This is a genomic window from Gemella sanguinis ATCC 700632, from assembly GCF_000701685.1.
GTDB lineage: Bacteria > Bacillota > Bacilli > Staphylococcales > Gemellaceae > Gemella > Gemella sanguinis.
The window spans coordinates 28,000-54,737 of record NZ_JNJO01000004.1; the positions used below are offsets into that span (position 1 = coordinate 28,000).

A 26,738-nucleotide genomic window follows, 5' to 3' on the forward strand; every position below is an offset into this window, starting at 1 on the left:
TTGAATAGAGTAAAAAGTAGTGTACAAAAGTATACTACTTTTTTTGAGCAAATAAATAGATAATAAGTAAAATTGGTAGTAGAATTAAGTATTATAATTTACAGGAGTGTATCAAGCATGGAAAAAACATTTGAAGAATATTTAGAGAATTTTACACAAATTGACTCAAAAACAGCTTTTGAAAAAGTTGAATTAGAGGATAAGTTTATACTTTTTATTGGTAGAGCTACTTGTCCATTTTGCAGAAGATTTATGCCGAAATTATCTCAAGTTGTTGAAGTTAATAAATTAAGTGCATATTTTATTAACAGTGAAGATTTTAAAGATGCAGAAGGAATTGAAAAATTTAGAGAAAAATATAATGTAAAAACAGTTCCAGGACTAGTAGTCTCTGAGAAAAATAATGTCAAAGTTGTTTGTGATTCAAGTTTATCAGTTGAAGAAATTGAAGAATTTGTAAAATAGTATTAAGAACTTATTACTTATTGTTTTAAAAGTAATAAGTTTTTTCTATTAATTACTGAAAAATATTATATAAAGTGATATAATAATAATTATGAAATTTTACTATTAAAATTATTATCAAGAGTAATTTGAATGGGGTGATAAGGTGAATAATAAGGGATTAGAGATTAAAGATCTAACATTTAAATATGGAGATAAGACTATTTTAGACAATATTTCATTTAAGGTGGAAAATAATGATTTTATAGCTATTGTAGGGAAAAGTGGTGCTGGTAAGTCCACATTATTAAGATGTTTAAATATGCTTAATGTCCCTCAAAAAGGTGAAATAATATTTGATAATAAAAATATTTTATCAAGTAGTAAGAAACAACTTAAAGAAATTCGTCGAGACATATCTTTTATATTTCAAGATTATAATGTATTGGATAATTTGTATACCATAGAAAATGTATTAACCCCATATTTAGCTAAGAAAAATTTTCTGAATTTATTTTTTGGATATACTAAAAAAGATTATAACGAAGGTTTAGAATATTTAAAAAGGGTTGGTTTAGAAGAAGAGGCTTTTAGAAAATCAAAATACTTATCCGGTGGTCAGAAACAGAGGGTTGCTATAGCGAAGGCTTTAGCACAGCAACCTAAGCTATTATTAGCTGACGAACCTGTAAGTAGCTTAGATGAAAAAAATACATCATTAATAATGGATACTTTTAAAAAATTAAATACTGAAAATAATATAACGGTTCTAATAAACTTACATGATAAGGAATTAGCTAAAAAATATAGTACAAAAATATTAGGATTGAAAGACGGAAAAATTTTATTTTATAAAGATTCTGATAAGGTGAATGATTATGAATTTAAAGAACTTTATAATTAAAAAAACATTAAATAAACTTTTATTAGTACTATCTATTATATTTTTAATTAGTATATCTTTTGAATTTTATAGTTCTAATGATTTTTCAGTAGGATTTAGCAGGATTCAAAACTTATTAAAAAGGATGTTTCCTATTGACTTTAGTATATTAGATGAATTAAAACAACCAATATTGGAAACAATAAATATTGCATTATTTTCAACAATTCTAGCATTATTTACAGCTTTACTGGTTTTACCTTTAACAACTAATGTTCTTTTCAAATTGAAGTTTATTCCAAGAATAATAAGTGCTATCTTTTCAATTTTTAGAACAATTCCATTTTTAATTATTGCTGCTATTTTAGTTAGTTTATTTAGTACAGGAGTCTTTAGTGGTTTTATATGTATGTATATAATAAACCTCCTTACAGCCTCTAAATTATTAAAAGAATATGCAGAAGAAGTTGATGTTAAACATTTAGAAGCAATAGAATGTTTAGGTGTTTCAAAATTTGCAATATATAAAACAGCGATAATTTCAAATTTAAAACCAGTTATTATATCAGTTTATTTTCTAATGTTAGAATCAAGTATAAGAGGAGCAAGTGTTCTTGGTTTAGTTGGAGCAGGTGGAATTGGTCAAAGATTATGGCAAGAACTTAATCATCTTAGATATGATAGGGTATCATTAATTATACTAATATTAATTCTATTAATTTTTATTATGGATATGATTAGCTATTATTTTAGAAGTAGAGAATATAATATAAATGTTACATATAACGATTTTATTTTGAAAAAATATAGTGTTAAGGTGATTGTACCTGCAGTATTGTTGGGGAGTGTAATATATGTAAGTAAATTTGTTAATATAACAAATGAGAGATTTTTACTAGGCTTAAAACAATTAAAAGTTTTAATAATAGGATTATTTCATCCAGATACCAACTATTTTGGGAAAATGTTAAGTGAATTATTAGTGAGTCTTGAAATTGCATTATTTGCAACAATTTTCGCAGCACTTACGGCAATCTTCACATCATATTTTTCTTCAGTAAACTTATTCGGAAAGTATAATGCAGTGGTATTTAAGGTAGTTATAAATATTTTAAGAACATTTCCACCAATCATTGTCGCTCTTATATTTTTTAGAGGATTTGGTCCAGGAATGATAAGTAGCTTTTTTGCTCTATATATTTATACAGTTGGTGTAATAACAAAAATGTATTCAGAAGTACTCGAAAGTATACAGGAGAATATATTATTAACAACGAAAAGTTTGGGATTAGGAAGTTTTGTGAGTTATATAAAAATAATATTTAATGGATATTTTCCAGAATTTATTTCAATAGTATTGTATAGATTTGAATCCAATATTAAAAATTCAACAATCTTAGGTATGGTTGGAGCAGGAGGAATTGGTCATCTTCTTGTAAATAATATAGAATATAGAAACTGGAATAGAATCTCAACATTATTAATTGGATTATGTATAACAATAATAATAATAGAAAATATATCATATTTAATTAGAATAAAAGTAAAAAAATAAAAGGAGATTAGCATGCGATTAAAAGTGGGTAAAATTGTAAATACTCATTCATTAAGAGGAGAAGTAAAAGTTATTTCTTCTACAGATTTTGAAGAAGAAAGATTTAAAAAAGGTAGTAAATTATTAATAACAAGAGGGAATCAGGTTATAGAAGAAGTTGTAGTTGAGAGCTATCGTTCTCATAAAAACAGTTTATTAGTTAAGTTTGAAGGAATTGATTCAATTAATGAAGCTGAAAAATTTAAAAATTTACAATTAAAAGTTGATTCCGAGAATATTTCTGAATTAGAAGAGAATGAATTTTATTTTCATGAAATAATTGGTTGTAGAGTCTTTGATGAAAATAATATACTACTAGGTGAGGTTGTGGAAATATTAACTCCTGGAGCCAACGATGTTTGGGTAATAAAAGGGGAAAATGGTAAGGAAATCTTAATACCTTATATTGCAGATGTAGTGAAAAATGTTGATGTACAAAATAAAAAGATTGATATTGAGATTATGGAAGGATTAATAGATTAATGAAAATAGATATTTTAACATTATTTCCAGATATGTTTACATCACTTAATCATTCGATATTAGGAAAAGCTAGAGATAAGAATATACTTGATATAAATATTGTTGACTATAGAAAATTTTCAGGTAATAAGCATAATCAAGTTGATGATTATCCATTTGGTGGCGGACAAGGGATGGTTTTAAAACCTGAACCAATATTTAATGCTGTAGAAAGTTTAAATAAAACAGATAAAACTCGTATAATTTTACTCTGTCCTCAAGGTGAAAGATTTAATCAGAAGAAAGCTGAAGAACTATCAAAAGAAGATCATTTAATTTTTATTTGTGGGCATTACGAAGGGTATGATGAGAGAATTAGAGAGTACTTGGTTACTGATGAATTATCTATTGGTGACTTTATACTAACTGGTGGCGAGTTTGCTGCAATGACGATGGTCGATAGTATAGCTCGATTAATACCAGATGTTTTAGGGAAAGAAGAATCACATAAAGATGATTCTTTCTCAACAGGATTATTGGAATATCCACAATATACAAGGCCAAAAGATTATAAGGGAATGCTAGTACCAGATGTTTTAACATCGGGTCATCATAAAAATATAGAAAAATATCGTATGAAAGAAAGTTTAAGAAGAACCTATATTAGAAGACCAGATATGTTAGAAAACTATGATTTAAGCAAAGAAGAAGCAAAAATTTTAGATGAAATAAAAAAAGAGTTAAGAAATTAACGTAAAATTAATGACATAATATATATTTTATTGTATAATATTAGTATAGTATGTATTGTAAGCACAGGAGGATTAGAAGTAATGACAACTTCATTTGAGGAATTATTAAACAGCTCAGAAATGCTAAAAAAAGGAGATAAAGTAACAGGTACTGTATCAAAGATTGAAAATGATAAAGTCTACGTTGATGTTGCGGGTGCACAGTATGATTGTGTTATTTTACGTAATCAAATCACTAGAAAACCATTTGAAAATATTGAAGAAGTATTATCAGTTGGTGATGAGGTAGAAGCACAAGTAACAGGTATACGTACAGACCGTGAAAAAAGATCTGAAGACGTACCAGGAGTTATTTATTTATCACACAAAATTTTAGAAAACGCAGAATATAGAAAATTAATGGAGTTATCATGGGCTCAATTAATCGAAAAATTCGAAAATGGTGAGTATATCACAGCTACAGTTTCTTCACAAACTAAAGGTGGCTTATTAGCTGATGTAGATGGTCTACGTGCATTTATACCAGGATCATATATTGATACTAAGTTCAGAAAAGATTTATCTAAGTTTGTAGGAAATGAATATACATTCAAAATCGAAGAAGTAGATAAAGCTAAAAATAAAATTATTTTAAATAGACGTGTGATCTTGGAAGAAGAAAAAGCTAAAAAATTAGCAGAAGTATATGGAAATATTAATGAGGGCGATGTAATTGAAGGTAAAGTTAGTCGCATTACAAACTTCGGTGCTTTTGTGAATATTGGAGAAGTTGATGGTTTACTACATATCTCAGAAATTTCTCATAGTCGTCTTGAAAAAGTAGAAGATGCACTTTCAGTAGGAGATACTGTAAAAGTTGCTGTTATTGCAGTAGATAAAGAAAACGAAAAAATTTCATTATCAGCAAAAACTTTATTACCAACTCAATGGGAAGTAGCAAGAGCTACTATTAAAGCTGGAGATGTATTAGAAGGAGTAGTAAGAAATACTACTGCATTTGGTGCATTTGTTGAAGTTATGGATGATGTAGAAGGTCTAGTACACATTTCTCAAATCTCTCATGATAGAGTAAATAATGTAACAGATGTTCTTAACATTGGAGATAAAGTTAGTGTCAAAGTATTAGACGTTGATTTCGAAAATGAAAGACTTTCTTTATCAATTAAAGAGTTACAGGAAAAACCTGTTAAAGAAGAAGTTAAAGAAGAACCAGAATATGATACTTCATTTTTAAAAGAAGAAGATACTTCTTTTAGTGTAGGGGATAAATTCAAAGATTTAGAACTTTAATTTATAAAATAAAGAAATAATGGCAGTAGATTAACTTGTCTATTGCTTTTATTTTTTACAAGAATATAAAATTATGGAGGTAGAAAAATGGCGAAACCAACAGTTGCTATTATTGGAAGACCAAATGTAGGTAAATCAACAATTTTTAATAAAATTATTGGAGATAGACTTTCTATAGTAGAAGATGTAGCTGGGGTAACACGTGATAGAATTTACTCTAAAGCTGAATGGCTTAACTATTCATTCTTTATGATTGATACTGGAGGAATTGAATTAGAAGATACTCCGTTCCAAAAACAAATTAGAGCTCAAGCAGAGTTAGCTATAGATGAAGCGGATGTTATTATTTTTCTAACTAATGGACGTGATGGAGTAACTAGTGATGATGAAGAAGTTGCAAAATTACTATATAAAACGGATAAACCAGTAGTTCTTGCAGTCAATAAAATTGATAATTTTGATATGAATCACATGATTTATGATTTCTATTCATTAGGCTTTGGTGATCCATTCCCAATTTCGGGATCTCATGGACTAGGTATTGGAGACTTATTAGATGAAGTTTGTAAAAATTTTAAAGTTCTTGAGGAAGATGAAGAAGATGAGAAAATTAGATTTTCTCTTATTGGGCGTCCAAATGTAGGGAAATCGAGTTTAATTAATACAATATTAGGGAAAGAGCGTGTTATTGCATCAGAAATCGCAGGAACAACTCGGGATGCTATAGATACAGACTTTAAGTATAATGGTGATGAATATGTAGTAATTGACACAGCAGGTATTAGAAAACGTGGAAAAGTATACGAAAACTGTGAAAAATATTCAGTACTTAGATCGCTAAAGGCAATTGAACGTTCTGATGTTGTTTTAGTTGTTCTTAATGCTGAAGAGGGTATTATTGAACAAGATAAAAAAGTTGCAGGTTATGCTCATGAATCAGGTAAGGGTGTAATTATTGTTGTTAATAAATGGGATGCAATAGCTAAAGATGATAAAACAATGAAAGAGTTTGATGAAAAAATTCGAGATAGTTTTGCGTATTTAGACTATGCTAAAATAGTTTATGTTTCGGCTAAAACAAAGCAACGAGTTTTCAGTATTTTTCCGTTAATTAAAGAATCTTATGAAAATAGACAACGTCGCATTCAAAGTTCAACTCTTAATGAGATTGTTGTAGATGCGGTTTCAATGAACCCAACACCAATGGATAAAGGTAAAAGACTTAATATTTTTTATGCTTCACAAGTTGCGATTAATCCTCCAACATTTGTGTTCTTCGTAAATTATCCGGAACTAATGCACTTCTCATATGAGAGATTTTTAGAAAATAGAATTAGAGATTCATTTAATTTTGAAGGAACTCCTATAAAATTACTCACTAGACAAAGAAATTAATTTTATTATTAAAAAATTGTTGGATTTTAAAAATCAAACGGACATTCTTTATATATGTCCGTTTTTTCTTTTTATGATATTATAGCTATTATACGATATTTTTAATATATAATAATAGTTAATATAAAATAATGAGGATTTTAGTAGGTGATTTTATAGAAATATACTTTAAGAAATTTATAAAAATTTCAATAGTAAAAGATAGTCAAAACACTAGCAATTAATTTTAGAACATGGTATAATTCTATTAATACTTTACTTTAGGAGGTAATATATATGCCTATAGGATATTATGGAATGTCAGGTAGTTATATAATTTACTTTTTACTAGTTATGTTGATCCCGTTATGGGCACAATTTAAAGTAAAAAGAACATATGAAAGATATAAAAAAGTAAGAACAAAATCAGGTTTAACTGGAAAAGAAGTTGCAGAGATTATTATGCAAGCAAATGGTATTACAGGTGTTCAAGTAGTAAGAGGTGAGGTAGAGTTATCAGATCATTACGATCCAACTCAAAATATAGTGGTATTATCACCAATAGTTTACTCACAACCTACTGTAGCATCAGTAGCCATAGCAGCTCATGAAGTTGGACACGTTATTCAAGATAAAGTAGCAGACTACAAACCGATGAGATGGAGACACTCGCTAGTTCCACTAGCAAATCTTGGTGGAAACCTATCAATGATTTTAATAATGGTTGGTTTCTTATTAACAGGATTAATTGGTACGTTTGGTTATACTATTGCTTGGGTAGGAGTTGGATTTATGCTATTTGCAGTATTATTCCAAGTAGTAACACTGCCAGTAGAATTTGATGCTTCTAAGCGTGCTTTAGAACAAGTAGTCGATTTAAATATTGTAGATGAACAGGAAAATAGACATTGCCGTAAAGTTTTAACAGCTGCAGCATTAACTTATGTAGCAGCAGCAGTAGTTGCTTTAATGGAATTACTAAGATTTGTATTTATCTTGTTAGGAAGCAATAGAGATTAATAAAAAAGGATGATTATCGAAAGGTAATCATTCTTTTTTTTAGAAATTTATATAAATTATATAATTACATTCTATAAATATAAGTTAGTTTAATAATCTTAACTTACTAAATACTATAAATTTAATACTTGTATCAAATATTATAGTATTAAATTACTTAAAATGAAATAATATTAGTTATATAGTGAGTTTTAAACGTGTAATTAGCTTGAAAAACGTGAATAATAATGAGATAATTAAGACAACAAATTCTAAAGGAGGAGAACATTATGAAAGGATTTGCAATGAAAAAAATAGGGGAAATCGGTTGGGTTGAAAAAGAAAAACCATATTGTGGCCCAAATGATGCCTTAGTAAAACCTTTAGCACTGTCACCTTGTACATCTGATGTGCATACAGTTTGGGAAGGAGCTATCGGAGAAAGGGAAGACATGATATTAGGTCATGAAGGATGTGGTATTGTTGCTGAAGTCGGAGAATTAGTAAAAGACTTTAAAGTGGGAGATAGAGTCATGGTTGCAGCAATTACACCAGACTGGAATTCTCTTGAAGCTCAAGCTGGATTTGCTATGCACTCAGGGGGAATGCTAGCAGGTTGGAAATTCTCTAACTTTAAAGATGGAATGTTTGGAGAATATTTCCATGTAAATGATGCAGATGGTAACTTAGCTTTAATACCAGAAGGTGTAAGTATAGAAGAAGCATGTATGTTATCTGATATGGTTCCAACAGGATTCCACGGTGTAGAATTAGCTGATGTTCAATTTGGAGATACAGTTTTAGTAGTGGGAATTGGTCCAGTTGGTCTAATGGCTGTTGCAGGAGCTAATTTAAGAGGTGCTTCAAGAATTATCGCAGTAGGTACTCGTGAAATTTGTCGTGAAGTTGCAAGAAAATATGGAGCAACTGATTTTATCGGCTATAAAGATGGTTCAATTGATGAACAAGTCTTAAAATTAACTAATGGCCAAGGTGTTGATAAAGCAGTTATTGCTGGTGGTGGAGTTCAAACTATGGAACCAGTTATTAAATGTCTAAAACCTGGTGGTAAAGTAGGTAATGTTAACTACCTAGGAAAAGGTACTTACATCAACATCCCTCGTGTAGAATGGGGAGTAGGTATGGGACACAAACAAATTCTAGGTGGATTAATGCCAGGTGGTAGATTAAGAATAGAAAAACTTGCTAGATTAATTCAATGTGGAAAATTAGATGTTACTCATTTATTAACACATAGATTCCATGGATTTGATAAAGTTGAAGATGCATTATTATTAATGAAAGATAAACCAGCTGATTTAATTAAACCAATTGTAATTTTGGAAGAAGAATAAAAATAGTAGCGGAAAAGTTGGTTAACTTTTCCGCTATTTTTAGGTGGTGTTTTTATGAAAATTATACTAGTATCAGGGTTTTTAGGCTCTGGGAAAACAAGATTTATTAAGTCACTTGTTGAAAAGACTGATAAAAGTATAGTAATTTTGGAAAATGAGTTTGGTGATTTAAATTTAGATAGCGATTATTTAAAAAGTGATATAGATGATAATGAAGATGATGTAAAAGTATGGGAATTAACAAATGGCTGTATTTGTTGTTCTACAAATCTTGATTTTACACATTCAATTTTGACAATTGCGAATACTTTAAATCCCGACTATCTTATAGTAGAACCAAGTGGAGTTGCTAAAATTAATAATATTATAGAAAAAATAAAAAAAATAAGTTATGAAAGAATAGAGTTGGGACTACCAATATTAATAATAGATGCTAAAAATTATGAAAATATCCTTGAAAACTACAGTGAATATGTAAAAGAAGAATTATTTTATAATGGAATAGTAGTAGTTAGTAAATCAGAAAATCTTGATGAAAGTCAGTTTATTGAAATAAAAAATGCACTCAATATAAATAGAGATATAAAATTCCCCTTCAAACACTATTCTAAATGGGATAATGAGACATGGGAGTATATTTTTTCTACAACGGGTATTTTCTTAGAAACTGATAATAAATTAACTTTGAAATTTAAAATTGACAAAAAGCAACCAGAAAAAAAATTAGAACAATATACTTTAAAAAATATAGGTGTAACTTCCTTAGATAAACTAAGTTATACTTTGCTTTACTTGATGTCTAATAAAGTAGGTAAAGTAGAAAGGGTAAAAGGAAACTTAACAATCCAAGATAATAATTATAAATTCGATCTTGTAGGAAATAATTATGAAATAACAGGTAATAATAACTCTTTAGGTAATAATGCTGTAGTGATAGGGACAAATCTTAATAGAGATATTATTGAAAAACTATTTGAAAATTAAATTGAAAAAAATAATAAATTTCAGTGGAATACTGGGATTTATTATTTTTTTATGTAGGTGGCTTTCATAAAATCTGCATTAATGATATAATAGAAAAAAGGTTAAATAAAGAGGTAACAAATGATTTATGGTATTGGTTGTGATATTGTTGATATTATTCGTTTTGAAAAGTATATTAATAATAAAACACGACTTAAAAAATTATACACAAATAATGAATTAAATGAATTCAATAAAATAACAAATCACCGCCGAAAACTAGAATATCTAGCTAGTAGATTTGCAGTTAAAGAAGCGATGTCTAAGGCTCTTGGAGTAGGTATATCAAAAGAGTTTTCTTTTCATGATATTGAGGTTTTAAAAGACGAAAAAGGGAGGCCGTATATTGTTTATGGTAACTATATTACACATGTAACAATTAGTCATACGGATACAACTGCAGTAGCATTTGTTGTTTTAGAAAGAGAGGACTAATATGATAAATGATAGACCAACACGCTTAATTGTTAATTTAGATGCACTTTTACGTAATTATGAAAAGTTAAATAACCTAAGTGATAAAAAAGTAGGATTAGCTATAGTAAAAGCTAATTCTTATGGGTTAGGCTCTAAAGTAATTTCAAAGTTACTTTATGAAAATGGTGTAAGGCATTTTGCTGTTGCAACTTTTGAAGAGGCGCTTGAATTAAAAGAAGTTATAAAAGAAAGTTTAATTTTAGTGCTTGGTGTTACTAATCCGAAAAATGTAAAATATGCTGTGGAGAATAATATTTCCTTAACATGTCCTTCAAAAGAGTGGTTAGAAGAGGCAATTAAAGAACTTGATTCAATTACTGGAAAATTAAAAGTTCATGTAAAAATTGAAACAGGTATGAATAGAATAGGTACTTTTGAAGAAAAAGAAATTTTAGAAATTGATGAATTACTTGATTATCCAAAAGTAGAGTTTGAAGGTGTGTTCTCGCATTACTCAAATGCTGATGGTGAGAATAATGACTATGATGATTACCAAACTGCTAATTTCAATAGACTAGTTGCTCTATTTAAACATAAACCAAGATATGTTCATATTGAAAATTCTGCAGGTACAGTAAAATACAATGATAGAGATGATAATTATAATTTATCTAGAATAGGAATATCGTTATATGGATGTTATCCAAGTAAAAATATTGAAAAATTAAATAAATTAGAATTAGAGCCAGTAGCATCTTTAGTTAGTAAGGTTACACATGTAAAAAGAATACCTAAAGGAACAAAAGTTGGTTATGGTATATCTTATGAAACTTCAGAAGATGAGTACATTGCAACTGTTCCGATTGGATATGCAGATGGATTATTAAGAAGAGCACAAGGTTTTAAATTGAATGTAGCGGGAGAAGAATGTGAAATTGTAGGAAGAGTATGTATGGACCAACTTATGGTAAGATGCTCAGAAAAAATCAAAGTGGGGGATGATGTTCTTGTCTTTGGTGAATACAATAACCAAAAAATTTCAGTAGATGAGTTTGCTGACTATCAAAAAACTATAAGTTATGAAATATTTTGTTGTATAAATCAAAGGGTACCAAGAAAATATTACTTAAACAATACGGAGTTATAGAATGTACGAAATTATTACAAAGAATCTAGCTGCCAAGCTAAAGATAAAAGAAAAGTATGTTACTAATGTACTTAATTTACTTGAAGAGGGCAATACAATAGCTTTTATCGCAAGATATAGAAAAGAACTAACGAATTCTTTAGATGAAGTTGCTATAAAATTAATACAAGATGAATTTAATTATTTGAAATCACTTGAAGAAAGAAAAGAAGAGGTTATTAGATTAATATCAGAAAAAGGATTATTAACTGATGACTTAAAAGCGGATATTTTAAAACAAGATAAATTACAAAGAGTAGAAGATTTATACCGTCCGTTCAAAGAGAAAAAAAGAACTAAAGCAACAATAGCTAAAGAAAAAGGATTAGAAAACTTAGCTAAATATATATTGAAATTACCTAAATCACTAAGCGAGTTAAACAAAGAAGCTCGTAAGTATATTAATAATGAAAAAGAAGTTAATAATGAAGAAGAAGCCATTAGATTTGCCTTAGACATAATAGCTGAAAATATTTCAGACAATGCTAAATATAGAGAGTATGTGTTAGAAAATACTAAGAAGTTTGGTCAAATAACATCTTCATTAAAAAAAGGTGGAGAAGAAAAAGATGAAAATTCTACTTATAAAAATTACTATGAGTATGGAGAAAGAGTATCTAAGATTGCTTCACATAGAATATTAGCATTAAATAGAGCAGAAAAAGAAGGTATTATAAGAGTTAGTATAGATAATGACAAAGATCGTTTATGTCAATATATATTACGAGGAATAACTCGTAATAGAGATACTGAAATTGCCAAAATTCTATTTGAGTGTATAGAAGATAGTATGAAGAGATTAATCTATCCATCTATTGAAAGAGAAATACGTAGTGATTTAACAAAAAAAGCTGAAGAAGATTCTGTTGTAATTTTTTCGGAGAATTTGAAACAACTATTAATGCAAAGCCCATTAAAAAATAAAAAAGTACTGGGGATAGACCCTGCTTTTAGAACGGGTTGTAAGATGGCTGTTGTTGATGAGTATGGTAACTTTATAGATAAAATGGTAATTTATCCACATAAGCCAGCTTCTATAGAAAAACAAGAAAAATCGAAAAAAGATTTAATAAAATTTATTACTAAACATAATATTAACTTAATAGCGATAGGAAATGGTACAGCTTCTAGAGAAACCGAAAAGTTTGTAGTTGAGAATTTAAGAGAAGCAGGACTTAAAATAGATTATATTATTGTTAATGAAGCGGGAGCTAGTGTGTATTCTGCTAGTGAAGTTGCTCGTGAAGAGTTTCCAGATTTCAATGTTGAGGAAAGAAGCGCTGTTTCAATAGCGCGTCGTATTCAGGATCCGTTAAGTGAGTTAGTAAAAATTGATCCTAAATCAATTGGCGTAGGACAATACCAACATGATATAACACCAAAATATTTAGAAAAAGAGTTAACTTTTGTCGTGGAAACTGCGGTTAATAAGGTAGGTGTAAATATAAATACTGCCTCTATTTCTCTATTATCTTATGTATCGGGTGTTAATAAGCAAATAGCTAAGAATATTGTGGCTTACCGCCAAGAAAATGGGAAAATTGAGACAATTAAAGAAATATCAAAGGTCCCTAGACTTGGGAAAAAAACATATGAACAATGCGTAGGTTTTTTAAGAATACCAGATAGTAAAAATATTTTTGATGCAACAGGAATTCACCCCGAAAGTTATAAGGCTGCTGAAAATTTACTAAAAGAACTCAACCTAACTACAAAAGAAGTCGGAACAGAAGAATTCTCTACTAAAATTGAAGAAATTGATAAAAAGAATATTGCAGAAAAAATTGGTGTTGGAATGGAGACTCTTGAAGATATTATTAAAGATTTGAAGCAACCGTTAAGAGATGAAAGAGAAAACTTTTCTAAACCATTGTTAAAATCTGATATTCTTACACTTGACGATTTGTCAATAGGTATGAAGTTATCAGGAACTGTAAGAAATATTACTCAATTTGGGGCATTTGTAGATATAGGTCTAAAACAAGATGCAATGATTCATATTTCTAAAATCAGTAAGAATTATATTAAAAATCCATTAGACGTACTTAGTGTAGGTCAGATTGTTGATGTTTATGTTATTGATGTAGATAAAGACCGATCAAGAGTCGGGTTAGCTATGTTTAAGGATTAGGGGGAATGATAGATGAGTAAAAAAACAAAATATTTACCGAGTATAGATAGTTTAAGGGCTATAGCCGTTATAGCTGTAATAATCTATCATATCGATGCGAATTATCTCCCTGGAGGATTCTTAGGTGTAGATTTATTCTTCGTATTATCGGGATACTTAATTAGTTCATTAATAATAAAAGAATATAAGAGTACTGGAACGGTTAATTTATACAATTTCTATGTAAGAAGAGCAAGGAGATTATTACCAGCAGTTTATTTTATGATAACTGTAGTCTTAATAATAATTACACTTTTTAATGGTGTTCTACTTAAAAAAAGTTATTTGGACGCTTTATTTGGTTACATTTATAGTAGTAACTGGTGGTATATATTCCATAAGTTAGACTATTTTGATAGTTTTGGATCACAAAGTCCTTTTAAACATTTATGGTCTTTAGCAATTGAAGAACAATTTTATATGTTTTTCCCATTAATCTTTCTAATATTTAATAGAAAAAGTAAATCTAATAATGGTAACAGTAAATTAAATAAAAATTTTATTTATGTAGTTTTATCATTAATTTTAGTATCATTAATTGCTCATATTCTATTATTTGATATTAATAATATTAATAGAATATATTTTGGTACTGATACAAGAGCATTTTCTTTACTTGTTGGAGTAGTTGGAGCTATATTGTATCCAATGGATAGATTATCAGAAAGAACTACAAAGAAAGATAATATGATATACAGTATTGTTTCACTTGTATCTATTCTAGTTTTAATAGGTATAATGATAAACACTTCTGAGTATAATACATGGTTGTATAGAGGTGGTTTCTTATTAGTAGCAATAATAGGACTTATTATTATAATAAGTAGTGGAAGACAGTATACTTTCATGTCAAAACTATTGTCATTTAAACCATTTGTTTTTATTGGGAAAATATCGTATAGTTTATACCTATGGCATTTCCCAATATTGGTTGTAACTACACCAGTTTCAGAAATAGGTAATCCAAACTTATTTTATGTTACATTAAGAATAGTTTTAATTTTCCTAGTAGCAACTGGAAGTTATATGTTTGTAGAAACTCCAATAAGAAAGTTAGGATTTGTAAATTATATTAATTTACTATTTAAGAGAATAATGAAATTTAAAAATAATACAAAAAAAATAATTTTTGCTTCAATAGCTTTAGTTGCTGTTGTGTTTACAATGGGAGTATTTGGTAAATCTGTACCATATCTTTCTACAGCATTTGTAACTGAGATGAGCAATAATAAAGAGAGTCAATTCATTTCAAATAATAATGAAAATAACACTAATAATAGTAGTGAGCATAAAAGTGACAATAATAATCAAGAAGGTAATAAATCTGAAGACAAAAAGTATAGTTCTCTTTTAGTTATCGGTGATTCACTTACTGTAGATATTGGTGAAAAAATAAAAGAAAAATACCCTGGTGCAATAATTGATGGAAAAATTAGTAGACAACTAACTGCTGCTACTGCGTTAGCAGATCAATATGCTAATTACAATAACGAGAATACAGCAGTAATATTCCAGCTGGGTACTAATGGATTTTTCACTGAGTCTCAAGTAGAAGAACTAGTGAAAAAATTTGATAAAGCAGATATTTACTTTGTTAATGTTAAGGTTCCAAGAACTTGGGAAAAAACAGTTAATAAAGAGTTAGACGCCCTTAAAGAACGCCACTCTGATATTACAATAATTGATTGGTATAGTGTAGCAAATAATAATCAAAACTATTTTGAGCCAGATAAAGTTCACTTGAACTCAGAGGGTGTGGAAACTATGGTATCATTAATTGAGAAGAGTTTGAAACATCCAGTAGAAATAAAATAATAAATAATAAGTGCTAAGTTTAGAGATCAAACTTAGCACTTATTATATTTATAAATATTTAAACATTCATTGAAAAATAATTGCAATTTATGTTATAATTATTTAGTATATAAATTTTAAGAAACTAGAAGGTGATAACTATGACAAAAGTGAGAGTAAGATATGCACCATCTCCAACAGGGAATTTGCATATCGGAAATGCAAGAACAGCATTATTTAATTACTTATTTGCTAAACATTATGGTGGGGATTTCGTACTAAGAATAGAGGATACAGACTTTAAACGTAATAAAGAAGAAGGTGAACGAAGTCAACTTAAATATATGGATTGGCTTGGTCTTGATTATGATGAGGGAATCGAAAAAGAAAAAGAATTTGGTCCTTATCGCCAATCAGAAAGATTAGATATTTACAGAAAATATGCTGAGCAACTTTTAGCAGAAGACAAAGCATATAAATGTTATATGACTGCAGAAGAATTAGAAGCTGAAAGAGAAGAACAAATTGCTAATGGACTTCCTCCACGTTATAGTGGGAAACATGCACATTTAACAAAAGAAGAACAAGAAGCGTTTGAGAAAGAAGGAAGAAAACCATCAATTCGTATTCGTGTTCCTCAAGACAGAACATACAGTTTTGATGATATGGTAAAAGGAGAACTTTCATTTGAAGGTCATGATTTTGGTGATTTTGTAATTGTTAAAAATGATGGAGTTGCAACATATAATTTTGCTGTGGCAATTGATGATCATTTAATGGAAATCTCTCACGTATTACGTGGTGATGATCATGTTTCGAATACACCAAAGCAATTAGTTGTATATGAAGCACTTGGATTTGAACCACCAAGATTTGGACATATGACATTAATAGTTAATGAAAATAAGAAAAAATTATCAAAACGTGACGAGACTATTATTCAATTTATAGAACAATATGATGATCTTGGATATTTACCAGAGGCACTATTTAACTTTATTACATTATTAGGATGGTCACCAGAAGGAGAGCAAGAAATCTTTACTAAAGAAGAATTTATTAAGATTTTTGATGAAAAACGTTTAAGTAAATCTCCAGCATTCTTTGATAATAATAAACTTACTTGGATTAATAACCAGTATATTAAAGCACAACCATTAGAAAGAATAGTGGAATTATCATTACCATTCTTTGTAAAAGAAGGTGTAGCGACAAAAGAAGAAGTTGAAAATAATAGAGCTTGGTTTGAAAAATTAATCTCATTATATCAACCACAAATGAGTTATGGTGCAGAGATTGTCGAATTAACAAAACAATTCTTTAATGAAAATATTGAATTTGATGAAGAAGAATTAGAAATATTAAAACAAGATTCTACAAAAGTTGTATTTGAAGACTTTTTAGGAAAGTTAGATAGTATACAAGAATTCACTGCTGATAATATTAAAGCCCTAATAAAATCGATTCAAAAAGATACAGGAGTGAAGGGTAAAAATCTATTTATGCCTATACGTATTGCATCAACAGGTTCAATGCACGGACCAGAATTAAACACTAGTTTAGAATTATTAGGAAAAGAACGTGTATCAACACGCGTAAAAGTTGCATTGGATCTTATAAAATAATATAATAGAAAAGTCGAAAAAAGAATTAAATCTATTTAGATTATAAACCTAATTTAAATAGATTTAATTTCTGATTTTTTTGTGGCAAAAATTTATGAATATATATAAACAAAGTAAAGAAAAAAACTTGACATTTACCGTTAAATAAGGTAATATATCTAGTGATATTGTTTATATATCTTCACGAGTAAGCCCCGGAAAACTTAGTCGTTATGACAGATTAAAACAACATCTAGGAGGAAATAAAGACATGCGTCAAACATATATGGCAAAGCCATCAACTGTAGAAAAAAAATGGTATGTAATCGATGCTGAAGGACAAACTTTAGGTCGCTTATCATCAGAAGTAGCTTCAATTTTAAGAGGGAAACACAAACCTACTTATACACCACATATCGATACTGGGGATAATGTTATCATTATCAATGCTGAGAAAATTGTGTTAACTGGTAAAAAATTAACTGATAAAATTTACCGTCGTCACACAATGCACCCAGGTGGGTTAAAAGAAAGAACTGCTGGATTAATGGTAGAAAAATATCCAGAAGAACTTTTAGAACTATCTATCAAAGGTATGTTACCAAAAAATACTTTAGGTAGAGCTCAAGGAATGAAACTTCACGTATATCGTGGAGCAGAACACCCACATGCAGCACAAAAACCAGAAAAATACGAATTACGTGGATAATATAGGAGGAAATAATTAAATGGCACAAGTAGAATATCGCGGTACAGGACGCCGTAAAAGCTCAGTAGCACGTGTAAGATTAGTACCTGGAACAGGGAAAGTTGTAATTAACAACAGAGAAATGCGTGAATACTTACCATTAGAATCATTAGTATTAGATTTAATGCAACCTTTAGAAGTTACATCTACTACAGGTAACTATGACGTTTTAGTTAACGTTATCGGTGGAGGATACACTGGACAAGCTCAAGCAATCCGTCACGGAATTGCACGTGCTTTACTAGAAGTAAACCCAGAATACCGTAAAGATTTAAAACCTGCAGGATTACTAACTCGTGACCCTCGTATGAAAGAACGTAAAAAATACGGTCTTCGTGGTGCGAGACGTGCTCCTCAGTTCTCAAAACGTTAATATTGGTCTTATACCAATTGCGTCAAGACATCAAAGAATCTCTTTGGTGTCTTTTTTTTAACTTTATATGATTAATATATTTAAGTTGAAAGTTAACTTGACAATATTAATTAAAATTTATATAATATATAACTATAAACTTTTTAAAGTTATATTATAAATAAGATAAGGAGGACTAACACATGAAAATAATTGCAATTTCGGGAAGAAGTGTCGATTATAAGTCTGCTACAGGTTTGGAAAAAAGAAGATTATATGTGAATGGATATTTTTCTGACGTAGCAGAAGGAGCAGGATTCATTTTATTTCCTGTATGCTCACAAAATGGAATAGAGGAAATTGCTGCCATGTGTAGCGGCCTTATTATTGCTGGAAGAGACAGGGACATTCACCCTAAATACTATGGCGAAGAACCTGATGAAAATATAGAGTATCCAGAAGATGATTATGAAGATGAATTAGACTTTAAATTAATAGAAACATTTAATAAGTCAAATAAACCAATTCTTGGTGTTTGTAGTGGGTTACAGAGTTTAAATGTATATTTTGGAGGAACACTAAAGCAACATATAGATAATCACACAAGTGAAAATGGCTTAATAAAACATAATATAACAGTTGAGAAAGATTCATTTTTATATTCTATTTATGGAGAAAAATCTCTTGTAAATACTATTCATCATCAAGCTATTAACAAAGTAGCAGATGGATTTAAAGTTACAGCTATTGCTGAAGATGGAATAATAGAAGCTATTGAAAATGGCAAACTAATTGGAATTCAATGGCATCCAGAAGTTGATTTAGAATTTGATACATTTAGAAAATTTTTAGGATTATGTGATAAATAAAATTTTAATTAAAATAGTTGACTATTATTTAAAATAATGATAAACTATTCTTTGTGTAAAATAATAGCAGTAGATTAATTGTTATTGCCTCTATGTTATACATTTTTTAATGTGGCAACTCGTAGCCTATGCTGCTAGGCGAAGTTCCAGTTTTATAACATATACAACAACGATAATCGTGCTTTTTGTTTTACTAAATACATAAAAACAAAAAGAAAAAGGAGGAGCACAAAATGGCTCGTTTTACAGGTTCAACTTGGAAAAAATCTCGTCGTTTAGGTATTTCACTAAGCGGTACTGGTAAGGAGTTAGCAAAACGCCCTTACGCACCAGGACAACATGGTCCTAACTTAAGAAAAAAACTATCTGAGTATGGTTTACAATTACAAGAAAAACAAAAACTTCGTTACTTACACGGAATGAATGAAAAACAATTCCGTAAATTATTCGATAAAGCTGGTAAACTTCAAGGTTTACATGGTGCTAACTTTATGGCATTACTTGCTACTCGTTTAGATTCAGTAGTATACAGCTTAGGATTAGCTAGAACTAACCGTCAAGCTAGACAATTAGTTAATCACGGACATATTCTTGTAGATGGTAAAAAAGTAGATATCGCTTCTTACGCAGTTAAACCAGGACAAGTAGTTTCAGTAAGAGAAAAATCTAGAAACCTAGACATCATTAAAGAAGCTGTTGAAATTACAAACTTCGTTCCTGAATACTTAACTTTTGATGCCGATAAATTAGAAGGATCATTGGTAAGATTCCCTGAAAGAAGTGAATTACACCCAGAAATCAACGAACAACTTATCGTTGAGTACTACAGCAGATAATAAATAAAAAACTTTGTTATGTTATTCACATAACAAAGTTTTTTATTTTAAATAAGAACATACTATTAAAATGAAAAGTAATTATTTATTTTTAAACAATAATTTAATGCTTTTTTTTATTATTTGAAACTAAACAGTTATAAAACATTTTAAAATTGTGTTTCATATTAATTTAATTAATTTGAAAATGAAAATATTATTTTCAGAAGAATTTGTTGTTTCAAATTTCTTTTCATTTTTTTGTTGTTATCCCTATGAACTTATATTATTTATACAAATTAATAAAGAAAAAAATAAATAATGATTAATAATTTATTTACAATAATCCGATAAATAAACTGTATGAATTGAAAAACAATTTCTGTTTTTCTATATTCTTTTCATTTATAAAAATAAATATATTTTGTATTCTTAAAGAGTAGTATCCCTATACTTATGGCTTTTTTCAATACTTAAAAAATAAATATTTAAAGAAAATAGTTTCAAAGACATTTTCATCAGAAAATCGCTTTCATTACAGAAAAATATGTGTTATTATAGAAGTACAAAGAAATTAAGGAGGTAAGGGAAATGATTATCGGAGTACCAACAGAAATTAAAAATAATGAAAGTAGGGTTTCAGCAATACCTGGTGTAGTAGGGGAATTAGTTCATGACGGACACACAGTATATGTTGAAAAAGGAGCAGGACTTGCTTCAGGGATTTCAGATGCAGAATACGAAAAAGTAGGGGCTGTTTTATTAGATAAAGCAGAAGATGTATGGAATAAATCTGATTTAATCTACAAAGTTAAAGAACCAATTCCTTCTGAATACAAATATTTCAGAAAAGGATTAATTATTTATACATACCTACACTTAGCAGCTGATCCAGAATTAACTAAAGCAATGGTTGATTCAGGAACAATTGGTATTGCTTTTGAAACAGTTAAAGTAGGTCGTGGTTTACCATTATTAAGACCTATGAGTGAAATAGCTGGTAGAATGGCTATTCAAGAAGGAACTAGATTCTTATCTAAAGTTCAAGGTGGTAAAGGTAAATTATTACAAGGTGTTCCAGGGGTTCAACCAGGACATGTTGTAGTTATTGGTGCAGGGGTAGCAGGTACTGCAGCAGCAACTGCAGCTTCTGGATTAGGAGCTCGCGTAACTATGTTAGACGTTAATCTTGATCGTTTAACTGAGTTATCACACATCTTTGGTGGTAAAGTTGAAACAGTTTACTCAAATAAATTAAATATTGCAAATGCAATTAAAACAGCTGATTTAGTAGTAAGTACAGTTTTAATCCCAGGAGCTAAAGCACCTAAACTTGTTACTAAAGAAATGATTAAAGATATGCCAGATGGTGGTGTAATTGTTGACGTTGCTATCGACCAAGGTGGTACAACTGAATATACTGAAGGACGTCCAACAAGTCACGATAACCCAATCTTCGTTGAAGAAGGAGTATTACACTACTCAGTAGCTAACATTCCTGGTGCAGTAGCTGAAACAGCAACTTACGCTTTATGTAATGCAACAGCTAAATATGCTAAAGTTATTGCTAACTTAGGTCTTAAAGAAGCAGTAGCAAGATTCCCAGAATTAGTTCCTGGTATTAACGTAGCTAACGGTAAAGTTACATTCAAAGCTGTAGCAGACGATTTAGGATATGAATATACTCCTGTAGAAGCTGCTCTTTAATAAATACTTTTTAAAATATAAAAATAAGTAGGAGCGGAGAAGTTGTTTTCCGCTCCTTTTTCTAAATAATAGTAATATATATTTATAAAAGGTATAAATATTGTTTATTTCTTATAGAAAAAGTTTTGAAAACGTGTTATAATGTACTTACTTATAACATATTATTTCAAAAATAATTAAATAATTAGGAGGTTATTATGAGTGTTTTAAGAAAAAGATCAGTTGAATCTATTTTAGAAGAAGCTAGAAAAAAAACATTTAATCCTACTATGAAAACACTTGATTTAGTACTATTCGGTATTGGAGCTATTATTGGTTCTGGGATACTAGTACTAACTGGTAAAGCTTCAGCAGAAGCAGGACCAGCTGTTGTGTTCTCATTCTTAATTGCCGGATTAGCATGTTGTTTAGCTGCTTTATGTTATGCGGAATTAGCATCGACTATTCCTTCAAGTGGTAGTACATATACTTATTTATATGTTTCAGTAGGGGAAATCGTTGCTTATGTTGTTGGTTGGGTACTAATCGGTGGTTACGTACTTACATCTGCAACAGTTGCAAATGGATGGTCAAGTTATTTTGCAAGATTATTGGCAGGGTTAGGACTTGATTTACCTAAAGAATTTATTACTTTACCATCTCAAGGTGGTTATGGTAATATACCAGCTGTAATAATTGTATTAGTTATTACATTTATCTTATCAAAAGGTACATCAAGCAGTAAAACTGTTAATAACTTAATGGTAGCAGCCAAAGTTGGTATTGTAGTTCTTTTCCTAGTTGTTGGATCATTTTATGTAGAACCAACTCACTGGACAAATGATTTTGCACCTACAGGATTCCAAGGTGTAATGTTAGCTGCAACAACAGTATTCTTTGCATATTTAGGATTTGATGCTATTTCTACATCTGCTGAAGAAACTATCAATCCTGAAAAAGCAGTTCCTCGTGCGATTATTATCACTATGATAATTTGTACAGCTTTTTATATCTTAGTATGTTTAGTTTTAACTGGTATTGTAAACTACACAGAACTAGGACAAGGGGATGCACTAGCTTACGTATTAGAAGTTGTTGGACAACATAAAGTAGCTGGTATTGTTTCTCTTGGAGCAGTTATAGGTCTAATGGCTGGTATTTTATCATTCATGTTTGCAGGTATTCGTATTACTTATACTATTGCACGTGATGGATTATTACCAGAAAACTTAACTAAACTTAATAAAAACAAAGTTCCTAGTATAGTTACATGGGGACTAGGGATTACTATTTCTTTATTAGCTGGATTCTTACCACTAGGACAATTAGCAGACTTAGCTAACCTTGCATCAATTATTGCATTTGCCTTAGTAAGTTATACAACTATTGTATTCTCTAAAAAATATCCAGATTTAAAACGTGGATTTAGAGTTCCATTAATGCCATTCTTACCAATTGTTTCAATAGTTTTATTTGTTGGATTATTAACAAGTATAACAGTAACTACTTGGACTATTTTTGCGGTATGGGTAGCATTTGGTATAGTAGTTTACTTTGCATATTCTTATAAAAATAGTAAACTTAAAGACAAATAGTAAAGAAAGAGTAGAGATAATTAAAATCTCTACTCTTTTTTCTTCTTAACTCCATAAATTTTTTTTATTTGCTTTCGCTGAGTTTTGCGCTCTTTGATATTCAGCTAAATATCTTGTATCAGGTTCTTTTACATATTTAATTTCAGCTAAGCCTTGTTCTAAAAGTTGTTTTTGAACCGATTTACCATCCGCATAAACATAACAGAGAGCACGATGGTATTTATCCTCTTTTTCATATATATCAAATTCAATTTCAACATTCTTAGCTTTTGAAAGTATTTCGCCATTTAAATTACTAGCTTCTGGACCATATTTTTGTACTTCTACACCTTTTTTAACTGTTTCAGGAGTATCTATAAGTAAATATCTTACTTTTAAATCCTTTTTATTAAAACGAACAACTATTGTATCTCCATCAACTTTTTCAACAAAATTCACTTTATATCTTGTAGTATCACCTTTAATGGAAACATTATTAATTGTTACAGTTTTATATTTAGTATTAATATTATTAGAAATAATAAATAATAGAATAAAGATACTAGTAAAAAACCCTAAAAATATATAAAATATCTTTTTATTCATAATTATTCCCCCTTAACTTATATTTTATCATTTTAAGAGTAAAAAATCATTTTAATTAAGTAGATTTAACAACTTTATTTGATGTTGGAATAAATCCATAAATATGTTATTATAGATTATGGTAATAAATTATAGATTTAGAAGGATGTAAAATGTTAAATATTGTAATTAGAAATTTAGAAGATACAAAACGTTTAGCAGAGATTGTTGCTAATAGTATAGATGATAAACTTATTTTAATGTTGAATGGTGATTTAGCCGCTGGGAAGACGACATTTACTAAATATTTAGCAGAATATCTAGGTGTAAAAGCAGTTGTTAATTCACCGACTTTTAATATTATGAAAGAATATAAATTTCCAAAAGGCAGATTGTACCATATTGATGCATATAGATTAGAAAATAGTGATGAAGACTTAGGCTTTGAAGATATTTTCTATGAAAATAATATATGTGTAGTGGAATGGGGAGAATTTATTGAAGAATACTTACCAGCGGAGCGTTTAGTTTTTAATATACGAATTAAAAATGATGTTCGAGAAGTGGAAATAATCTCAAGTGGTATTTACAGTAAAATAGAAGAAAGGATAAAAGCAGAGTGGTCAGTTTAGTGGTGGAAGCGTCGAATGGATTTTGTTCGATAGCATGTATAGAAAACAAAAACATATTAGCGGAAAAAAACTTGGAATGTAATAATAATCTATCAGCAGTAATATTATCTGAGATCGATAATTGCTTAAAAGCAGCAAATAAAACTAAGTCTGACTTAACAGAAATTATTTCAAGTGAAGGCCCAGGATCATACACTGCAATTAGGGTAGTAGCCGCAGTATGTAAAACAATGGCATTTACTTTAAAGTTACCACTTAAAGTAGTTTCAAGTTTAAAACTATTAGCACTATTGGAATTTAACAGTAATAAATTAATAGTACCTCTTATAGATGCACGTCGTGGTAATGTTTTTTCAGCTGTTTATGAAAAAACAAATAATGAGCTGAGTGTTGTTAAAGAGGAAGGTTATTATTCACTTGATGAATTAAATGATTTTTTAGAGTCTGAAGGTAAAGATTTTATATATGTTGGGCAAGATATAAAAAAATTGAAGGAAAAATTGTTAGATGCTGAGTATAATGAAAGTCCAGTACGCTCTGGGAATATAATAGAAATTTATGATGCATTAGAAATAAAAGACTTCTATAACATGAAACCAAAATATTTGAGAAAAACAGAAGCAGAAAGGGAATTAGAAAATGATAAAAATAAATAGAGTTGATGTAAATGATTTAGATGCATTATCAAAAATTGATGTAGAAAACTTTGAAGATGCTTGGACATACGATATGTTCAAATCAGAATTAGAACATGAGAATTCAGAATATTATGGATTGTTTAATGATGGAGAGATTATTGGTTTTTGTGGAGGTTGGTTAGTAGCAGATGAGTATCAAATTAATAAAATTGTCATTGATAAACCTCATCAAAACAAAAAACTTGGACAAATATTTTTTACATATGTTATGCAAATGTTAAAATTAAAAGGTGTAAAAAAAGCATTAGTAGAAGTGAGAGTTAGTAATATGCCTGCAATAACTGTTTATGAGAAAGCAGGATTTTCAACTATTGATATGAGAAAAAACTATTATAAAAATAATGGTGAAAATGCTTATGTAATGGTAAGGGACTTTAGCAATGAAAGAGATTAATAAAATAGATAATATAAGTATCTTAGCTATTGAAACAAGTTGTGATGAAACGAGTGTCGCGGTAGTTTGTAATGGGAAAAAAGTACTTTCTAATATAGTAAGTAGTCAGATAGAAACACATAAACAATTTGGAGGAGTTGTTCCAGAAATTGCGAGCCGACAACATATTGAAGTTGTTATTCAAATTGTAGAAGAAGCACTTGAAGAAGCGAAAATGACTTTAGATGAGATTGATGCGATATGTGTAACCCAAGGACCAGGACTAATAGGGTCTCTTTTAGTAGGTGTGAATGTTGCAAAAACATTAAGCTATACTCTGGATAAGCCATTAATTGCTGCTCATCATATAGCAGGACATATTTATGCAAGTAATATAGATAATAATATAACTTATCCATCACTAGCTTTAGTAGTAAGTGGAGGACATACAGAGCTAGTTTATATAAAAAGTGAACTTGATTTTGAAATTATAGGATCAACTCACGATGATGCAGTAGGAGAGGCATACGACAAAGTTGCCCGTCAATTAAAGCTAGATTATCCGGGTGGCCCTAAGGTTGATAAACTTGCAAAACTGGGAGAGGATAAATATAAATTCCCTCGTGCAATGATTGATAGTGATGATTATAATTTTAGTTTTTCTGGGATGAAATCAGCAGTAATAAATTTTGTTCATAATGCTAATCAACGTGGAGAAGCAATTGTTCCAGAAGATCTAGCATGTAGTTTTCAAACTGCAGTAGTTGAAGTTTTGATTACAAAAACAAAAAAAGCTATAAAAAACTTAGGTATTAAGCAACTAATCCTTGCTGGTGGAGTTGCAGGAAATAGTGAATTACGCCAACAAATTCTAAATTTAGAGCAGGAACTAAATATAGAGGTACTAATTCCACAGATGGCATATTGCAGTGATAATGCGGCTATGATGGGTGCTGTAGGATACTTTTACTATAAGAATAAGTTATTTACTAATCCATTAACACTAAATGCTAAATCTACACTAGATTTAGAAGAAATACTTAAGTAGCTTGTTTTTAG

26 protein-coding genes are annotated in these 26,738 nt (G+C 29.3%); 25 read left to right on the top strand and 1 reads right to left on the bottom strand.

The genetic code is table 11. From position 1 onward, the window contains the following. Window positions 1–117 precede the first annotated feature (117 nt). From T369_RS0103245 to T369_RS0103345, 21 genes are all read left to right on the top strand, one after another. The gene (locus tag T369_RS0103245) at window positions 118–465 is read left to right on the top strand and encodes a DUF6568 family protein (RefSeq protein WP_031551689.1); all 348 of its coding nucleotides are present in this window, start codon (window positions 118–120) and stop codon (window positions 463–465) included. A gap of 145 nt (window positions 466–610) precedes the next feature. After that, the gene (phnC, locus tag T369_RS0103250; RefSeq protein ID WP_031551692.1) at window positions 611–1,348 is read left to right on the top strand and encodes a phosphonate ABC transporter ATP-binding protein; all 738 of its coding nucleotides are present in this window, start codon (window positions 611–613) and stop codon (window positions 1,346–1,348) included. Continuing rightward, window positions 1,323–2,882 carry a PhnE/PtxC family ABC transporter permease gene (locus T369_RS0103255; RefSeq protein WP_031551693.1) on the top strand — a complete coding sequence of 520 codons (1,560 nt, stop codon included), beginning with the start codon at window positions 1,323–1,325 and terminating at the stop codon, window positions 2,880–2,882. Before phnC ends, T369_RS0103255 begins: the two co-directional genes overlap by 26 nt. Before the next feature lie 12 nt (window positions 2,883–2,894). Beyond that, complete coding sequence (gene rimM, locus T369_RS0103260; RefSeq protein ID WP_031551697.1) at window positions 2,895–3,404, top strand: ribosome maturation factor RimM; 510 nt, start codon at window positions 2,895–2,897, stop codon at window positions 3,402–3,404. Further along, window positions 3,404–4,135, top strand: coding sequence for a tRNA (guanosine(37)-N1)-methyltransferase TrmD (trmD, locus tag T369_RS0103265; protein ID WP_031551699.1), 732 nt, complete (start codon window positions 3,404–3,406; stop codon window positions 4,133–4,135). The genes rimM and trmD overlap by 1 nt, the downstream gene beginning before the upstream one ends. Window positions 4,136–4,216: 81 nt before the next feature. Next, a complete protein-coding gene (gene rpsA, locus T369_RS0103270; RefSeq protein ID WP_031551701.1) occupies window positions 4,217–5,425 on the top strand; it encodes a 30S ribosomal protein S1 in 1,209 nt (402 codons plus the stop codon). Between the two features lie 87 nt (window positions 5,426–5,512). After that, entirely contained in the window at window positions 5,513–6,820 is a 1,308-nt protein-coding gene (gene der / locus T369_RS0103275; RefSeq protein WP_031551703.1) for a ribosome biogenesis GTPase Der, read from the top strand. Window positions 6,821–7,096: 276 nt separating this feature from the next. Continuing rightward, window positions 7,097–7,819: a zinc metallopeptidase gene (locus T369_RS0103280; RefSeq protein ID WP_371505917.1), complete on the top strand. Its 723-nt coding sequence runs from the start codon at window positions 7,097–7,099 to the stop codon at window positions 7,817–7,819. Window positions 7,820–8,088: 269 nt separating this feature from the next. Then, window positions 8,089–9,153, top strand: a complete 1,065-nt coding sequence (locus tag T369_RS0103285) for an NAD(P)-dependent alcohol dehydrogenase (protein ID WP_031551707.1) — start codon at window positions 8,089–8,091, stop codon at window positions 9,151–9,153. A gap of 54 nt (window positions 9,154–9,207) precedes the next feature. Further along, a complete protein-coding gene (locus T369_RS09265; RefSeq protein ID WP_031551710.1) occupies window positions 9,208–10,137 on the top strand; it encodes a GTP-binding protein in 930 nt (309 codons plus the stop codon). 120 nt (window positions 10,138–10,257) lie between these two features. After that, window positions 10,258–10,611, top strand: a complete 354-nt coding sequence (gene acpS / locus T369_RS0103295) for a holo-ACP synthase (RefSeq protein ID WP_006364948.1) — start codon at window positions 10,258–10,260, stop codon at window positions 10,609–10,611. 1 nt (window position 10,612) lies between these two features. Next, the gene (gene alr, locus T369_RS0103300) at window positions 10,613–11,740 is read left to right on the top strand and encodes an alanine racemase (protein ID WP_006364947.1); all 1,128 of its coding nucleotides are present in this window, start codon (window positions 10,613–10,615) and stop codon (window positions 11,738–11,740) included. A 1-nt stretch (window position 11,741) separates the two neighbouring features. Then, a complete protein-coding gene (locus tag T369_RS0103305; protein WP_031551715.1) occupies window positions 11,742–13,910 on the top strand; it encodes a Tex family protein in 2,169 nt (722 codons plus the stop codon). 12 nt (window positions 13,911–13,922) lie between these two features. Beyond that, entirely contained in the window at window positions 13,923–15,764 is a 1,842-nt protein-coding gene (locus T369_RS0103310) for an acyltransferase family protein (RefSeq protein ID WP_006364944.1), read from the top strand. A 140-nt stretch (window positions 15,765–15,904) separates the two neighbouring features. Continuing rightward, window positions 15,905–17,368 (top strand): glutamate--tRNA ligase, encoded by a 1,464-nt coding sequence (gene gltX, locus T369_RS0103315; RefSeq protein WP_006364943.1) that lies wholly within the window; start codon window positions 15,905–15,907, stop codon window positions 17,366–17,368. Window positions 17,369–17,618: 250 nt separating this feature from the next. Beyond that, entirely contained in the window at window positions 17,619–18,056 is a 438-nt protein-coding gene (rplM, locus tag T369_RS0103320; RefSeq protein WP_003144827.1) for a 50S ribosomal protein L13, read from the top strand. A 19-nt stretch (window positions 18,057–18,075) separates the two neighbouring features. Beyond that, entirely contained in the window at window positions 18,076–18,468 is a 393-nt protein-coding gene (gene rpsI, locus T369_RS0103325) for a 30S ribosomal protein S9 (RefSeq protein ID WP_006364942.1), read from the top strand. Window positions 18,469–18,650: 182 nt separating this feature from the next. Further along, window positions 18,651–19,316: a gamma-glutamyl-gamma-aminobutyrate hydrolase family protein gene (locus T369_RS0103330; RefSeq protein ID WP_031551721.1), complete on the top strand. Its 666-nt coding sequence runs from the start codon at window positions 18,651–18,653 to the stop codon at window positions 19,314–19,316. A 233-nt stretch (window positions 19,317–19,549) separates the two neighbouring features. Then, window positions 19,550–20,152, top strand: coding sequence for a 30S ribosomal protein S4 (gene rpsD / locus T369_RS0103335; RefSeq protein WP_006364940.1), 603 nt, complete (start codon window positions 19,550–19,552; stop codon window positions 20,150–20,152). Between the two features lie 570 nt (window positions 20,153–20,722). Further along, entirely contained in the window at window positions 20,723–21,838 is a 1,116-nt protein-coding gene (ald, locus tag T369_RS0103340) for an alanine dehydrogenase (RefSeq protein ID WP_006364939.1), read from the top strand. 194 nt (window positions 21,839–22,032) lie between these two features. Next, window positions 22,033–23,412 (top strand): amino acid permease, encoded by a 1,380-nt coding sequence (locus T369_RS0103345; RefSeq protein ID WP_031551724.1) that lies wholly within the window; start codon window positions 22,033–22,035, stop codon window positions 23,410–23,412. Between the two features lie 45 nt (window positions 23,413–23,457). Here the strand turns inward: T369_RS0103345 and T369_RS0103350 are convergent, their stop codons facing one another. Then, window positions 23,458–23,997, bottom strand: a complete 540-nt coding sequence (locus T369_RS0103350; RefSeq protein ID WP_006364937.1) for a thermonuclease family protein — start codon at window positions 23,995–23,997, stop codon at window positions 23,458–23,460. A gap of 152 nt (window positions 23,998–24,149) precedes the next feature. Here T369_RS0103350 and tsaE point away from each other — a divergent pair, with 152 nt between their 5' ends. Genes tsaE through tsaD form a run of 4 tightly spaced genes read left to right on the top strand, consistent with a single transcriptional unit; the run spans window position 24,150 to window position 26,727 of the window. Continuing rightward, window positions 24,150–24,608, top strand: a complete 459-nt coding sequence (gene tsaE, locus T369_RS0103355; RefSeq protein ID WP_006364936.1) for a tRNA (adenosine(37)-N6)-threonylcarbamoyltransferase complex ATPase subunit type 1 TsaE — start codon at window positions 24,150–24,152, stop codon at window positions 24,606–24,608. After that, window positions 24,596–25,264, top strand: a complete 669-nt coding sequence (gene tsaB / locus T369_RS0103360; RefSeq protein ID WP_006364935.1) for a tRNA (adenosine(37)-N6)-threonylcarbamoyltransferase complex dimerization subunit type 1 TsaB — start codon at window positions 24,596–24,598, stop codon at window positions 25,262–25,264. The genes tsaE and tsaB overlap by 13 nt, the downstream gene beginning before the upstream one ends. Beyond that, window positions 25,248–25,700: a ribosomal protein S18-alanine N-acetyltransferase gene (rimI, locus tag T369_RS0103365; RefSeq protein ID WP_006364934.1), complete on the top strand. Its 453-nt coding sequence runs from the start codon at window positions 25,248–25,250 to the stop codon at window positions 25,698–25,700. Before tsaB ends, rimI begins: the two co-directional genes overlap by 17 nt. Then, window positions 25,687–26,727: a tRNA (adenosine(37)-N6)-threonylcarbamoyltransferase complex transferase subunit TsaD gene (gene tsaD, locus T369_RS0103370; RefSeq protein WP_006364933.1), complete on the top strand. Its 1,041-nt coding sequence runs from the start codon at window positions 25,687–25,689 to the stop codon at window positions 26,725–26,727. Before rimI ends, tsaD begins: the two co-directional genes overlap by 14 nt. The last annotated feature ends 11 nt before the right edge of the window (window positions 26,728–26,738 follow it).